Source organism: Fibrobacter sp. UWH4 (assembly GCF_900142475.1).
Lineage (GTDB): Bacteria > Fibrobacterota > Fibrobacteria > Fibrobacterales > Fibrobacteraceae > Fibrobacter.
In genome coordinates, this window is sequence record NZ_FRAY01000007.1 from 36,435 (window position 1) to 52,081 (window position 15,647).

The window sequence follows — 15,647 nt, forward strand, 5'->3', positions numbered from 1 at the left end:
AAATTTAAACAAACTAGAGACCTAAGTCGATCGCATTCGCCTTGCCGCGACGCACACCCCACAGGAAGTCCTGCGTACGGTCCACCATGGTCTTGCTTCCGACCTTGATTCGGTATTCCAGTCTTGCGATGTAGACACCCGTCGAAGCGAGACGACCGTTTTTCGCGCGCATATTCCAAGCAAGGAACAGTTTGCCGTTATTGTCAAGACAGGTTCCCCGTCCATTTTCCTTGAAGATGTCGCCGTTGCAAGTAATCACACCGGAATTACTGTTCACAAATTCACCCAGGCTGGAGTAGTAGGTCGCCTCGTAGCGCAGTTCCGTATTTTCAGCAACGGATTCGACAATCTGCCTGATATCGGCTTCCGTGCCGCGGGCGTACTTACGGACATTCTCAGCCGTAAGCATTCCGTTCTTGTAAGCATCCACAATGACCGGATCCAGACCGAAACGTTTTTTCGCATCGCCAAGGGACATTTGCCCAGCCGCCACCATAGAGATGATTTGTTCGATCGTGTAGGTCTGCGCAACCTCATTCTTTCCGGCCTTCTTGTCGGTGTAGCTAGGCGTTCCCTGGACAGCCTTCATAATGTCGGCAATCTGGTTTTCTACCAGTTCGGCCATATTGAGGTCACCCAGGAAATGTCCCTGCGTTCCGTAAGCGGTAGCCGCCTGTTCTGCAGTAAGAATCGATTCATCCTTCACGAGTTTCGGCACCGTCGCGCTGTCGCTACGGATAATCACCTTGGCACTGTCAAACGCCGGCGAATCCGGATTCAGCGTCACCACACCGGGGCTCGTAATCGTCACCTTCTGTTCGCCGGTCACGCGCACCCACTGGTTATACTCATGCGTTCCCACATCCACAAGGTCCAGCGCCGCGCCCAACTGAGATGGCGGAACAAAACGGACTGAATCACCGACAGCAGGCACAATATCAGAATCGCCACCTTTCGGGAAAACCAGCTTCCACTGAGACGCGGAGGTCTTCGAAACATCGCTTGCCGCCTTCACCAGGGAATCCATCTGACCGTCCTTCCAACAGTGGAAACGGAACAGATCCGAAGACGCATTATCGCCATTGAGGCCTTCGCTAAAGGTCAGCTGCAGCACCGCATTACCGTCGCTCATGTACGAAACTTCGGCTGCAGTCACCACAGGGCCAATCTTGTCCACCAGCGGGCCTTCCGCCGGGAATACAGATGTTTTGCCATTATCGGTATAGGTGTACCACACGACAATCTTTCCAGAATAAGGCTTGTCGAGTCCGCCAGTAAAGATTCCGGAGCCGAATGAGCCGTCATTCGCCACGATGGATGCCGTGTTATCGCCTCTCTTGTAGGTAGGCTTATAGGTATCGTTGAAAAGGACTCCGAACGTCATCCTGGAAGAATCCAGCGTATTCTTTCCGCCAAGTTCACCGTTGAACTGAATCCATACGCTGTCGCCACGACCGTCACCGTCGCGGTCATAAATGTAGGCAGTCTCGATCTGCGGTACAGGAGGCAAGGCGAAGTTGATTCCCTTCCAAGCCGCCGTATTTCCTGCCGCCTGGCCCTTCACATACAAGCTAGCACCCCAAGTTTCACCGACAGCCTTCACATAGAACATCGCTCGGCCCGAATCCAGCTTGATTTCGGTAATGGGGTTGCCCAAGGAATCGCAAGGAATCAGGGCGTCATCGTCCGTCGACGGATAGACAATATCGCTACCCTTCGCCCATTCATCGGCATACTGCACATAAACCTTGTAGGACTGGCCCACCCACATGGTAACGTTCTTATTCATGTTCAGCGGCAGCGTGTCGCTCAAGATGGTCGAACCTAAGGCGTTTCCGACAGAGTCGGCATAAGTCAGGTCCGGCAACTTATAGGCGCCAACGACAAAGTAAATGTCCTTGTACTGACTGTTGTCCGAAACAAGCGCCACGCGCAGGTAGTAGACACCCGGAGCAAGGCCATGGGCATCCTTGATGGCTTCCTTGTCGATCGTGAACTCATCAAAGCTAGCGGAAATTTTAATGCCACCAAAGTAATTGCCGGCAGTATCAAGCGCGATACCTTCCGAAGGCAGGTTTCCGCCATAAAGCACATATGTCGATGCGCCACGTTCAAACGATAGTTCCTTGCCGTTTTCGGAGAAGTCGCAAGCCAGCTTGTTCCTGCGAACCTTCTGCCAGACTTCCCTAGAGATAACGTCCGAATTGTCGGAGATGTTCTTCAGCAGCAGGCTTGCCTCGGTCTTCAAGTCAATCGAGGTATGCATGCGGAAGTTCGACTCGCTCGTATGACGTTCCGCATAGAAAATGTGGAAGTTGTAGGTGCTGTCGGGAATAAGGCCGAGCGTATCCAGGTCGACGGCTCCCGCCACCTGACCATGCTGACCACCGATATCCACCACCAGTTTGTTGTTGATGAACACCCACACGTCGTCGTCACCGTAGAAGTCAAAGTACTGGCCAGGCAAATACTCAAAGGTTGCCTGAATCTTCATGGTAAAGCCGAAGTTGTGGCCTCTTATATTATCGTAATAGGGGTTAGGGATGGTCTCGGTGCCTTCATCCAGGTACTTGAAGTCGTCCAACAGGAACATGCCGCCCTTGTCCTTACTAGATTCGTTACCCGCAGACACACCGTTCTTCGAGACCTCGGCAAGCCAGAAACCTTCTTCGTCCATGGAAACATAAAGGTCGCGGCAAGTCATATTGGTAAGCGTATTGCCTTGAGCATCGACAGCCAGCGATTCCGGGAGGAACCAGTAGGCCAGGTGTTCGGTAATCTTGCAGTCCGTCGGGAACGGATCGGCCGGCACAGGAACGCCATTGGGACCGAGTTCCTTCTCGACCATACCACGCATCGGGCTTCCGCTACAGCCGCCAGAACCGAAGTCCGCACTGACGCCATATTCGGGATTGCCGTTGCCACGGGTACCGTCACCCTTGTTGCCATGCAACCAGTCAAACATCATCACCGGAAGTTTCTTCACGGGGCAGTCTCCCAACACACCGTTCGGATGCTTGGAATAGACAACCGGAGCACCTTCCTGGCTGCCACGGACCCAGATCGTGTCGCTCAAGGCCGCCACGGAGTCCAACGAAATTTCAGTTGCGGTAGTCGGCTCGGTCGTTGTCAAACCTTCGGAGCCCACGAAATTCGGGCCGATGGTCTGCTTGAAATAGACATTGAAACCTTCGGCAGGAGCATCGACCGCAGCGATAAACCAGCCGCAATACTTTTCTGCCACCGGAATCATCGCGACACTTTCACCATCCATAAACATCTGGGCATTGGTATTGGTCCACGGCGTAAAGAAGGCCACGATCTTCATCCCACCCTTTGCAGGAATGTCGTTGCCGGGTTCATCCGGATCCTTGGGATCATCCTGACCGGGGCCAACCGGTCCCTCGGGATCCTTGGGTTCTTCGGGGTCTTCGGCAGGCTTTTGTCCATTGGTAAATTGCCAGGAACCGTCTTCATTAACGGTGATTTTCGCCTGCTGTGAGGTCGGGAACAAATCCTTCAAGGGAATGGCGCCATCAGAAAGACGAGTGTAGCAGGTTTCGTCGGTATAGAAATTCAGCTCATACTTGTCCAAATCTCTGCTACTCAGGTTAAAGCGGAGCACATTAGTGGCTTGAAAGCAATCAGCCTCCCCATCGGTGTACCAAGTACCATCGCCCCTATTGTAAATGGCATAATAAAGGCCGTCACCTTCATAAGTAACCGTAACAGAATAATTTGCCGCAAATACTGCAGGCACAACTAGAGCGAGCAACCAGATTGCTCTCTTCAAAAATCCACACCTCATCCACATCTCCTAGGGCAAACGCCCAATGCGCATTAAAAACGTTTTAATATAGAAATAATTTTTTTTCTCAAAAAATCAACACGGCAATGTGGAAAATGCCGTTAATTCTAGTTAACAAACGTGTAAATGTCGTGTTTTCGGGGTTTTTGTTCTCAAAAAAACTTAAAGACCCAGGTCGATGGCGTTCACCTTGCCGCGTCGAACACCCCACAGGAAGTCCTGGGTGCGGTCGATGATCACCTTGGTGTTCACCTTGATCTTGACCTGCAGGCGGGCGATATAGACGCCCGTAGCGGCAAGACGACCTTTTTCTGCACGCATATTCCAGGCCAGGAACAGGCGACCGTCGTTCTCGAGACAGTTCTTGGAGCCATTTTCCGTGAAGATATCGCTATTGCAGGTGATCGTTCCGGAGTGGCTGTTCACGTAGTGACCAAGGCTAGAGTAGTAAATCGCCTCGTAGCGAAGTTCCGTCTTGTCGGCGACTGCACTCACGATCTTCTTCACATCCGCATCGGTTCCGCGGGCATAGTTGTGCACGTTTTCTGCATTCAGGAGGCCGTTCTTGTAGGCATCCACAATCACAGGACTCAGGCCGAAACGCTTCTTGGCATCGCCAATGGACATATCACCGTTGCTCACCGCCGCGATGATATCCTCAATCGTGTAAGTCTTCGTCGGAGAACCGTCCTCGTTCACCGGATCCTTCTTGTCGGTGTAGAGTGCGGTCGACTGCACCGCCTTCACGATTTCGGCAATTTCGTTTTCAACCAGTTCGGCCATGTCGAGGTCTCCCAAGTAATGGCCCTGCGTGCCGTAAACTTCTGCCACCTGATCTGCCGAAAGAACCTTGTCGCCACCCACCAGCTTGGGCACGGTCGCGTTCGGGTTCTTGATAATCACACTAGCACTATCGAACATTTCCGTTCCCGGTTCCAGAGTCACGACCTTCGGGCTAGTCACCGTCACCTTCTGCTCACCCGTAATGCGAACCCAGGGGTTCATCTCGTGCGGGAGGACTCCCTGCAGATCCTTCGCTTCGCCCAGCTGAGAAGGCGGCCTGAAACGAACGGAATCGCCCACGGCAGGAACAATGTCGGCATCGCTACCCTTGGGGAAAATCAGTTTCCAGACATTGGCAGGCATCGTTCCGATGTCGCCTGCGGCCTTCACCGCGGAATCCAGCACATCGTTTTTCCAGCAGTGGAAACGGAAGAGTTCGACACCGGCATTGCTCTCATCGATACCTTCACTAAAGTTGAGCATCAGCTGCGTGTTGCCGTCCTTAAGGTACTTGACCTCGGCCGCAACGATTACGGGGCCGACCATATCCGTAAGAGAGCCTTCAACCGGGAATATCGCAGTCTTGCCGTCTTCGGGGTCGGTATAGGTATACCAGATATTGACCTTGCCGTTGTAGGCCTTGGTGTCTCCACCCGTAAAGATGCCTGAACCGAAGCCATCTCCCGCAGCAACAAGACTTATGTCCATGTCGCCCTCCTGATACGCCACATGGAAGGCATCGTCAAAACTTTCACCGAAAATGAACTTGAGCGAGTCGAGTACGCTCTGTCCGCCGAGCGGCTTGTTGAACTTGATCCAGATACTGTCGGCGCGACCGTCACCGGTACGGTCGTAAATATAGGCGGCTTCAATCTGCGGAACCGGCGGAACCTTGATATTGATCTTGGTCCAATTTACCGTCTTGTTCTTTGCTCCGGGAGTAGAAACGGTAAGCGTTCCGTCAACCACCTCGTCAGTAGCCTTCACGTAGAAATTCGCATGGCCACCCATGAGCAAAATTTCATCGATGGGGTTTCCCATGGAATCGCAAGCGACCAGGTTCGGCGTCGATGTCGTAATCTTCACTGCAATGCCGCTATAAATCGTAGCCCATTCTTCGGCATACATGATGTTCACCGGATAAGAGCGGCCGGCCCACATCTTTTCGCCTTTCACCTGGCTAATAGGCAAGGTGTCACTCACGACATCGCGACTCACCGTATCTCCGAAAGGATTCCAGAACTGTTCGTAGAAAGTCGTGTCGGGATTTTCGGGATCCTCGTAATTTACGACAAAGTAAGAGGAATCCTTGACGCTTGCAAAGGCGAGATTCGGCAGTTCATACGGATCGATGGTAAAGGGGACATCCTTGTATTCGTCCGGATTACTCTTGAGACGAACGCGGATGTAGTAGTTGCCAGGAGGCAGAGCCTGAGCCTTGCCAATTTCCCTGACATCAACAGTCACTATCGTAAAATCGTTGCTCACGATGATGCCTGCATAGTAAATCGAATCAAGAACCTTGAGTGCCACGCCACCCTTGCCAAGACTGCGCCCAAACAGGACGAAGTCAGACGGGCCGCGTTCCAAAGTCGTATCAGTTGATGTATTCAGGAAATCACAAGAGAGCGCCTTCTTGCGCACGATCTGCCAGACTTCCTTCTGGATAAGCTTCGGGTCGTTCGAGAGGTCTGCCAGGAACATGCTCGCCTCGGCCTTCAGGTCCATCGAGGTGCGCATCTTGAAATTTGACTGGTTCTTGTGGCGTTCCGCATAGAAGATTCGGAACGGATAAGTTTCGCCTTCTGTCAGTCCGAGAGTGTCCAGCTTGACCTTTCCTTCCTTGGCCTCATGCTGGCCACCGATATCCACCACAAGCTTATTGTTAATAAACACCCACACATCGTCGTCGCCCAGGAATTCGAAGTACTGCCCCTTCACATATTCGAACTGGGCCTGAAGTGCCATGGTAAAGCCGTAGTTGTGGGTTCCGTACTTTTCGGAATTGATGTTGTCGTACATCGGGTTCGGGATCTTGCTCGAAGAATCCGCCGTATAAAGATACTCGAAATCGTCCAGGAAGAACAGACCCTTTTCGGGGCTATCGGTATTCTTCTGACCAAGCCAGAAACCGTCTTCGGTCAAGTTGAGTTCCAACTCACGGCAAGTGGCGTTGGTGTAGGTATTGCCGGCGGCATCCTGGGCAACCACTTCGGGAACGAACCAGTTATCAAGGTGGTCGGTCAACTTACAGTCGCTCGGGAAATTGGCGGAACGGACAGGAACCCCGTTCGGGCCCAGCTGCGATTCGACCATTCCCTTCATGATGCCGTATCCGTCATTCTTTTTGCATCCGCCTGTACCGAAGTCCTGGCTAGTCGTACCGGCCTGGATTGCGGCATTCTTTTCGTCGCTTTCGCTACCGTGCAACCAGTCGAACATCATAACCGGAAGTTTCTTGACAGGGCAGTCTCCCAGTTCTCCCGGGAACTCCGCAAAAAGTTCGGGATCGCCATACATGGTCGCAAGAATCCATACGGTATCGGAAATGGCGAGAACGGAATCGAGCTTGATTTCGTCTTCTACAGAAATCTCTTCCTTGGTGACACCATTCTTACCGACATTGTTGCCGCCAATCGTCTGATTGAAATAAACATAGGCGTCCTTGGGAGTAAGGACAGCCTGGTACTCGAACCATCCACAATAAGTTTCGGTGATGGGGGTCATATAATCGGTTTTGCCACCCAGCACAATCGTAACACCCGTATTGGTCCACGGGGCTAGGAACCTGATCGTTTTCGGCGAAGGAACTGCGATGACAGGCTTGGTGGTTTCGTCATACAGAGTCACCTTTCCATCTTCGCCAATTTCTACCCAGACTTCGTAGATGGGCTGGTCTTCCTTACCCTGCTCGTATTCAGGGAACAAATCCTTAAGGAGCGGCTTGTTCTCTATTTCCGGATTCAGGTAGGTTTCGCAGTTTGGGGTTCCCTCGGTGCACATCAGGCCGAAACGCAACCGACGCTTGTCAATGGCGCTCGCCTTAAGGCGTTCTTCGGTAAACTTGATGTCGAATGTACCGCTGTCCCCCTTGGTGAGCGGTTTATATTTAAGGTCATCGTCCTTTTCGTTGTCGGCATAATAAAGGATATTGCCGTCATAAATCACGTGAGCTATGGCGACATAACTCTGGGCAAAAGTGTTCGTTGCTAGTAGGGTCAGGAATAAAACCAAACCCCGGAAAAAGTTATTGCACTTCATCCGCTCTCTCCATAATTATCCCAAACACATTTCAACCAGGCGTAAAAATAGGTTATTTTCGCAATTTCATCTGCAAATCTTACTTTACAATGTATTGTTTTTATAAGTTCTGCGGGGAACGTGGGGAAAATTGCAACATTTAAGCCCCTTTTATCCGAAAAAAGCATACCCTACGGGGGTTCAAAAACCTAATTTTAAAGGCGAAATTTAAAATCAACAGGAGTTTTCTATGAATCGAGTTTATCTGGTCGCCTCCGCCAATATGGAAGCGAAAGTCAAGGAAGTCATGGACGCAGTTGCCGGTGCCGGCCTGATTGCCGCCGCTTACAAGCCCTGCGTGAACGGGGCAGACGCCGTGAAGGAACTCAAGGCCCACAATTCCGCCGTACTCATGGAAAAGATTGCCGCCGACTTTCTTTCGCAGGACTTTGATTCCGTGGATGCCGTGGTGGTCGAAGGCGCCCAGGGCATGAGCGACGTAATGGCCCAGAAGTACAACGATACGCTCGCAACCGCCCTCGACGCAAAGATTTATTCCGATGGCGAAGATGCCGACCTGTTCTGCCCGAACCGCATTCTTTTCTGCCCCAAGTGCCTCGCCAAGGATTTGGCTGCCGAACCTGCAGAACGCAAGACCAGCCAGGCCATGTTCCGCGCAGGCCTTCTCCTCAAGGCGTCCAAGGCCAAGAAGCGCATCGTGCTCCCCGAAGGTTCCGAACCGCGCACCGTGCAGGCCGCGAAGCTCGTGATCGACCGCGGCATCGCAGTACCCGTGCTCATCGGCAAAAAGAACGAAATCCTTGCCGTCGCCAAGGAACAGGGTGTCGCCCTCCCGGCTGACATCGAAATTATCGAACCGTCTGCAGAACTTGCCGAAAAGTACGTGCCGACTCTCGTGGAACTCCGCAAGTCGAAGGGCATGACCGAAGACCAGGCCCGCGCAGCCCTCGCCGACAACGTGATGCTCGGCACCATGATGCTCAAGATGGGCGAAGTGGACGGCCTCGTTTCCGGCGCCATCCACTCCACCGCCGACACCTTGCGCCCTGCCTTGCAGGTAATCAAGTGCGCTCCGGGCGTAAAGTCCGTGAGCTCCGTGTTCTTCATGTGCATGCCGGACAAGACTTACATTTACGGCGACTGCGCCATTAACCTGAACCCGACCGCCGAAGAACTCGCCGGTATCGCCCAGCAGTGCGACGATACCGCCAAGGCATTTGGTTTGCCCAGCCGTGTCGCCCTCCTCAGCTACAGCACCATGAACAGCGGCAAGGGCCCGGATGCAGACCTCGTCCGCGAAGCCACCAAGATTGTGAAGGAAGCCCGCCCCGAAATGCTGGTGGATGGTCCGCTGCAGTATGACGCTGCGACCGTGCCGAGCGTCGGTTCCCTGAAGGCGCCGGGCAGCACCGTCGCCGGCAAGGCAACAGTGTTCGTGTTCCCGAGCCTCTCTGCCGGTAACATCGGTTACAAGGCCGTGCAGCGCAGTGCCCATGGCACGATTGCCATCGGCCCGATGTTGCAGGGTCTTGCAAAGCCGGTGAACGACCTCAGCCGCGGCGCCCTCGTGGAAGACATCGTCTACACGATTGCGCTGACCGCTGTCCAGGCTAATTAAGACCGCTCGGCTCTATCGCATTAACAAGAATGTGATATCGCCTCGCTCTCGCCGACACGACTCGTTAATACGAGTCGCTTACGGCTCACGGGAAGACCGAACCGGCTAAACTCAGCAGAATCCTTGCGCTGAAGCCGGTTCTCTCGCAACCGCCCCAGTTTAAACAACTGGGGCTTTGTTGCTCACGGTAAGACCGCTCGCGGCCAATCGTACTAAGTACGTATCCAAAACGCGCGTGCCCACCCCCGTCATCCTCCACGGCGGGCGAAGCACGCTGTGGAGGATCCAGGCACTCATTTTAAAAGCACCGCTACAGCGGTGCTTTTGGCTTTACTATCAGCAACAATCTATTTCTTGTCGAGTTTAGCGTTGATTTTCTTCTGGAGTTCCTTAAGCTCCCAACGGCCTCGTTTGTCTTCAAGGAAGTAATTGGTGCGGATTCCCCGCGAAAGCCCTCGGTCAATCAAGTCAAGGGCATCGGCGTAGCGCTTCTGGTCAAAGCGCAACTCCGCCAAGAAAAAATAGTTGTAAAGATCCCGCGGATCATTTTGCAGGGCCATATTCAGGTACTTGTCGGCCAGTTTCTTGTCGGGCCAAGAAAGAATTAGCGGCACATAAGGCAGCACGAAATGCGCACGTCCCAGCACCTGGTAGTCCTCGGCGGCTGTTGCCACGTCACGCACCTTCGCAGCAATCCCGTCCTTCACCGAAGTAAGCGCTCCGCGTTCATTCCCCCACATCGAAAGGGCGCTTGCGTACACATGCGCTATTTCCTTATTCTTGGGGAACTGCTTGTAGGCGGTCTCGCTAATCGTCTTTAGACTGTCAAGCTTCGCCTTGCGATGGTTCTTTTCGAAATGAACGAATCTGAACGAGAAGAAAAGGCTCTTTACATAGCCTTCAGTAGCACGCTCCCAGACAGACGAATCACCCATCGCCTTCAGGTAATGCTCTATCATAATCTTCGCGTTCCTGGCATCCGCCTTGTCGCCCTTGGCCCGTTCTGCGCGAGCCGCATAGCAGGAATCCGCCACACGAAGGTCTTCGTTGGCATACCCCACACAGTACACGGCAAAAAGCAGAAACAAAACCAAAAAGCGTTTCATCGTTCCTCGAAATCTACACTTTCCAACCCTGCAGCACCTTATTCACGTGGGCAATCTGTTCCTTTTCGTCCTCGGTACCGTGATACGTCTTGAACAACAGATAACGATACTCCATAAGGGCAGTTCGAATCAAAACTTTGTCTTCGTGCTTCAACATAAAACAATCCTCCTAAAAACAATTTTTTTCAAAAGACCTTCCCCTCCTATTTCAAGCCGGAGAAAATCTACTTCTTGCCCTTACCCTTGCCAGAGAAGTAATCCTGCTGACGGGTAATTCCGAGCACGGCGTGCCACAAGGCTCCGTTCGGGTTGATTTTCTTGCGTTCGTTGACGGCGTATTCGATAGGCACATGCGAGAAAGCGTTGTTCATGCTACCCACGACCATATCCGTCTTGCCGGCCATGCCTGCGTGTACGGCGGCTTCGGCAAGCTGGAAGCAGAAAATGGCGTCGGTGCCCTGAGCGGGAATGCTCCTCACCATGTAGCTCGGGTCAAAGTACTTGATGTTGATTTCCTTGCCGACCTGGTCGAAATGTTCCTTGATCTTTCTTGTCAGGAATTCGCCGATGTCGTTCTTCAGGATATTGCCGCTTGCATCCCTACGTTCGGGCTGCCCCTTGAATAGTTCCTGACCAGCGCCTTCAGCGACGACCACCACGGCGTGCGTCTTGCCGCTGCTGTAGCGGCTTTCGAGAGCCTTGAAGAGCCCGTCGAGCGTAAAGGGCACTTCGGGAACAAGGCAGATGTTCACGACCGTCGTCGCAAGAGCTGCGTAAGCGGCGATAAAGCCGGAATCGCGGCCCATCAGCTTCACGAGGCCAAGACCATTGAAGGCGCCATTCGCTTCGTTGTGCGCGCTGGTGATGACATCGGTAGCGGAAAGCACGGCGGTTTCGAAACCGAAGGTGCGGTCAATCAGGTTCAAGTCGTTGTCGATCGTCTTCGGGATGCCGATGACAGAAATCGGCTGCTTTCTCTTCTGGACTTCCTTCGCGATATCGTGCGCTCCACGGAGCGTGCCGTCTCCGCCGATGCAGAACAGCACGTTGATGTTCAGGCGCATCAGGGTGTCGACCATGACCTTCGCGTCCTGGTTACCGCGGGAACTTCCGAGAATGGTACCGCCGTCTTCCTGGATGGCGTCCACCACATCGGGATTCAGGATGATAGGAGAATAACCGTAAGCGGGATTCAAGCCGCGATAGCCGTACGGGATACCGAAAATGTTCCTTACACCGTAGTCGAACCACAGCACCTGCACAAGGCCCTTGATAACGTTGTTAAGGCCCGGGCAAAGACCGCCGCAGGTCACGATGCCAGCACGCGTCCAGGCGGGGTCGTGGAAAATCGTTTCACGAGGACCGGCCGCCTCAAGCGACGGAATTTCGACGCCACGCTTGCAGAAATCCTGAATACGGCCAACGTCCGCCGTAAGGCTTACGCGTTCAGACTCCGACACAAAAGGGACGCCCTTCATGGGAGACTTGAGCGTTCCCGTTCCGACAGTTTCGATAGAAAGATCGTATTTTTCCGGATTATTCAAGATATCTTCTTGAGTCATGGTTTGTTCCTCGTTTTGCCTTCAGCAATACATCTAGGCACTCTAAAAATACTAAAAATAAGGTCGCCAGTGCGCCAAATACGCTTAGATATCCAGCGGCGGGAAATGGATTTTCGTTCGAAGCCCCGGATTCGTATTTTCGATTTCAATCTTCATATTGGTAAGAGCGCACAGTTTCTTCACCATCGAAAGGCCAATACCCGTACCGCTCGTGGAACGCGTCATCTCGTTCTCGACTCGGTAAAACTCCTGGAACACCTTCTTCATTTCGGCAGGAGGGATTCCCGGACCGTAGTCACGCACGGCAAGGTACATATCGCCCCCGCTCACACGGAGTTCGATGCTAATCATCTTGTAGCTTGCGTTCTTCGAGAACTTGAGGGAGTTGTCCACCAGGTTCATCAGGATCTGCATCACGGCATCCCGGTCAATCAGGATCGCGACATTGTTCGCATCCGTATCAATCGACACCGTCAGTTCAAAGCCCTGTTTCTCGATATTCTTGCTGTAAGTCGCCACGAAGTCGTCCAGCACCGCCTTGGGACGTTCCTTGCGGAGCTGCACGTTCCAGCGGTTTCCGTCGAGCTTCGACAAGTTCAACACATTCTGGATCAGGCGCGAAAGGCGGTCCGCCTCGCTCGCAATTTGTCCGTAATAGCGTTGTTTCTTTTCTTCGTTTGCCACCCAGGAATTCTGCAACAGTTCCGCATACATCTTGATGGCCGTCAGCGGAGTCTTCAGTTCGTGCGTAATGGCCGACACAAAGTCCTGACGCTTGGCTGCAAGCGCGAGCCTGCTGCGCGTAAACCGGTAAATCGTCACCAGGCACACCGCAACGACCACCAGAAGAATCAGGCCGCTGAACAGCATCGTGAGCCCCGCCGAATTGGCTGTCGGGCCGGCATACATCTTGAACGAAATCTTCTCGTACGGGGGCGCCAGCTGCCTATTGGTCCGCACCTCGTAGGAGTCGTTATACTTACCAATGGTCAGCAGCACCTTGTCTTCGTAAACGAGTTCAATGGCATACGGAAGCTCGGCATAAGCCAACTGCTCTTCTTGCGTCATGTAATTCAGGTAAATGCCCTTGTCGACCACAAACCCTTGCACAATCGGCAACATACCAATGTATATCGTGCGGAAAAACACCATGTAGTCGGAAGTCATCCGGATTTTCAGGTCCGTGATGTTCACGTTGGTATTGCTTCCGTTAAAAATCGGAATGTCGGGCGCAATAGTCGTGTCGTTCTTCGCCGTTTCCGCCATATAGGTCAGCGCTTCTTCTTCGGAAGTCAGTTCCACGCGGGTCGGAATCTGCAGATCGGGAATCTCGTCGTACAGTTGGTCAATCGCCTCGGTGGAGTCGAGTGTCTGGACTGTGCGTTTGGGGAGCCCGTTCTTAATATCCAACACATCAAGCAGGTGCTGGATCAGGTCGCGCGTCTTCTTGCGCTGTTCCTGGTCGTCGAACGAGAAGTTATCCCACATCGACTTGCCGATACCCGTGCTGGTGTCCGGGTAGAAAGGCGTCAGGAGTTCGCCACTGTGCGAAATCTGAAAATGCCCTACGAGTCCCTTGCGGCACTGCCTGTACAGCGAGTCAAAATCGCAATAAGGGCCGCTTGAATCCGGGTAAGAGAAGAACTCCGAGAAAAGACGGCTGTTGCCGCCAATCACCGTAATGGAGTTCAATATGCCGTAATCCTTGTAGGAACGGCTGTTTTCCAAGTTGAAGTCAGAAGAAAGACGCAAACGGAGGCTTTCGTATGCGGCGTCAATGCGTTCCTCGATCTTTTTTTCTTCAAGGGCTGTAGACTGTTCATACGTCTTGAAGAAAAGGATGGTCAACGGAATGGCTATGACCAGGAATATGGAAACAAACACCAGGCGTTCTTTCAGGACAGCCTGGTGCTTTTTAATGTACGATACGACCGATTTCAAGTTTACTTGTCGCATTCCGGAGCAGAACGCATCTGGTAGCCTTCACCGCGGAAAGTCACCAGAAGTTTCGGATGGGACGGATCGTCTTCGATCTTCTTGCGGAGCTTGGTAATGTGGATATCCACCGTACGGGTGTCCACGGAATCCGCGTTTTCGTAGCCCCAAACCTTGCGCAGGAGTTCAGAACGAGGAACGGCATGATCGCGGTTGTTCCACAGGTATTCAAGAATTTCGATTTCCTTACGGGTAAAGGCGAGTTCTTCCGTGCCACGAACACCGGTGTATTCGCGGAAGTTCACGCGCAGGCTACCGGCAACAAGCTTACCTTCGTTCTCCATGGTCTGACGGCTGCGACGGAGCACAGCATCAATACGAGCGAGCAACATGGGAACCGAGAACGGCTTCGGAATGTAGTCGTCGGCACCGAACTTAAGACCGTTGATGATATCGTCATCCGCATTCTTTGCAGACAAGATAATAATCGGAAGGGAACGGTCCTTCTCGCGGATCTTGTCGCAAACGGTGAAGCCATCCATACCCGGGAGCATCAGGTCCAGAAGAACCAGGTTGTACTGACCCGTGAGGGCTTCGGCGAGGCCAGACTCGCCATCGGCGCAATGCTTGACCACATAACCATTCACATTGCAGAGGTCGATGAGGCCTTCGGCAATGGCGATTTCATCTTCGATAATAAGGATTTTGGTGCTGCTTGTATTTTCAGTCATTGATTTACCTAGGAGTGTAATTAAATAGCGAGGCCTACGCCCAATTCAACAGTCATGTTTCCGGCATCGATTTCGCTCGGATAATCGCCACCGATGTAGTACTTGAAGTTACCGTACGCGGCAATCGGGATAATCGGCAGTTTGGCGCGGAGACCCACCAGAATGTGGCCACCGAGGCTTTTCTTGAGACCTTCGTCGAGAGCGGCGTCCTGGACCTTCTGTTTCATCGTTTCGCCCAACTGCTTCGTTTTTTCCTCGGCTACAGCAATCGAATTGGGGTCAGTCGGATCCACCTGAGCAAGAACAGTAATCATTTCCTGTGTCGTTCCATCAATAACGCTAGAAACGAACTTCTGGTTCAGGACGAAGCTGTTCAGGTGATAAGAAAGACCGCCACCGATGTAAGGACGGATAATCGGCAGGAATGTAATCGGGTAGGTGATAGAAAGGTCACCGGTCATGGCAACGAACTTCGGATTGGCCTTGCCAAACGGGGTACCGCCCAGTTCAATTTCAAGCGGGACTTCCGTCACAATGGAGGGGTCATTCGGATTCACGACAAAGAGGGATGCGTCGTAAGACCCCATCTGGAAGTTCATGGTCGCTTCGATATCGATAATCGGGAGCAGGTCGATCCACAGTTTGAAACCGAAGCCCTGCATCGTGCCGTCAAAACCGTTGTGCATTATAGATACGGTCTTGTCTTCAGTTACGGGAGCAGGTTCTGACATCCCCTCCATCTTGGTGCCAAAGCCGGGGGCATAGTGACCACCGATGCCTATGATGGCGAAGGATTGCGTAGCAAGCAGAGCGCCTGCGGCAACTAAAGCTTTAATATTCATA

The 15,647-nt window shown here is 52.8% G+C and carries 9 protein-coding genes; 1 reads left to right on the top strand and 8 read right to left on the bottom strand.

Features of this window, described 5'->3' with window-relative positions:
• Positions 1–13: 13 nt before the first annotated feature.
• Together BUA93_RS12355 and BUA93_RS12360 are read right to left on the bottom strand one after the other, a co-directional pair.
• The gene (locus tag BUA93_RS12355; protein ID WP_175547438.1) at positions 14–3,793 is read right to left on the bottom strand and encodes a fibro-slime domain-containing protein; all 3,780 of its coding nucleotides are present in this window, start codon (positions 3,791–3,793) and stop codon (positions 14–16) included.
• Between the two features lie 177 nt (positions 3,794–3,970).
• Positions 3,971–7,825: a fibro-slime domain-containing protein gene (locus tag BUA93_RS12360; RefSeq protein WP_254793979.1), complete on the bottom strand. Its 3,855-nt coding sequence runs from the start codon at positions 7,823–7,825 to the stop codon at positions 3,971–3,973.
• 256 nt (positions 7,826–8,081) lie between these two features.
• Here BUA93_RS12360 and pta point away from each other — a divergent pair, with 256 nt between their 5' ends.
• Entirely contained in the window at positions 8,082–9,470 is a 1,389-nt protein-coding gene (gene pta, locus BUA93_RS12365) for a phosphate acetyltransferase (protein ID WP_072979872.1), read from the top strand.
• 347 nt (positions 9,471–9,817) lie between these two features.
• On the opposite strand, the gene BUA93_RS12370 is transcribed toward pta, so the two are convergent.
• The 6 genes from BUA93_RS12370 to BUA93_RS12390 form a co-directional block, all read right to left on the bottom strand.
• Positions 9,818–10,576: a hypothetical protein gene (locus tag BUA93_RS12370; protein ID WP_072979873.1), complete on the bottom strand. Its 759-nt coding sequence runs from the start codon at positions 10,574–10,576 to the stop codon at positions 9,818–9,820.
• Between the two features lie 13 nt (positions 10,577–10,589).
• On the bottom strand, positions 10,590–10,733 hold the full coding sequence (locus tag BUA93_RS16340; protein WP_175547439.1) for a hypothetical protein: 144 nt from the start codon (positions 10,731–10,733) through the stop codon (positions 10,590–10,592).
• 67 nt (positions 10,734–10,800) lie between these two features.
• The gene (locus BUA93_RS12375) at positions 10,801–12,138 is read right to left on the bottom strand and encodes an ATP-dependent 6-phosphofructokinase (RefSeq protein ID WP_072979874.1); all 1,338 of its coding nucleotides are present in this window, start codon (positions 12,136–12,138) and stop codon (positions 10,801–10,803) included.
• An 84-nt stretch (positions 12,139–12,222) separates the two neighbouring features.
• Positions 12,223–14,079, bottom strand: coding sequence for a sensor histidine kinase (locus BUA93_RS12380; protein WP_254793980.1), 1,857 nt, complete (start codon positions 14,077–14,079; stop codon positions 12,223–12,225).
• A 2-nt stretch (positions 14,080–14,081) separates the two neighbouring features.
• Positions 14,082–14,804 (bottom strand): response regulator transcription factor, encoded by a 723-nt coding sequence (locus BUA93_RS12385; RefSeq protein WP_072979876.1) that lies wholly within the window; start codon positions 14,802–14,804, stop codon positions 14,082–14,084.
• A gap of 20 nt (positions 14,805–14,824) precedes the next feature.
• A complete protein-coding gene (locus BUA93_RS12390) occupies positions 14,825–15,646 on the bottom strand; it encodes a hypothetical protein (RefSeq protein ID WP_072979877.1) in 822 nt (273 codons plus the stop codon).
• Position 15,647 lies beyond the last annotated feature (1 nt).

Bases quoted from the DNA above. Each gene is read 5' to 3' on its own strand.
- BUA93_RS12370 (WP_072979873.1), bottom strand. From the start codon at position 10,576: ATGAAACGCTTTTTGGTTTTGTTTCTGCTTTTTGCCGTGTACTGTGTG.
- pta (WP_072979872.1), top strand. From the start codon at position 8,082: ATGAATCGAGTTTATCTGGTCGCCTCCGCCAATATGGAAGCGAAAGTC.
- BUA93_RS16340 (WP_175547439.1), bottom strand. From the start codon at position 10,733: ATGTTGAAGCACGAAGACAAAGTTTTGATTCGAACTGCCCTTATGGAG.
- BUA93_RS12390 (WP_072979877.1), bottom strand. From the start codon at position 15,646: ATGAATATTAAAGCTTTAGTTGCCGCAGGCGCTCTGCTTGCTACGCAA.
- BUA93_RS12385 (WP_072979876.1), bottom strand. From the start codon at position 14,804: ATGACTGAAAATACAAGCAGCACCAAAATCCTTATTATCGAAGATGAA.
- BUA93_RS12375 (WP_072979874.1), bottom strand. From the start codon at position 12,138: ATGACTCAAGAAGATATCTTGAATAATCCGGAAAAATACGATCTTTCT.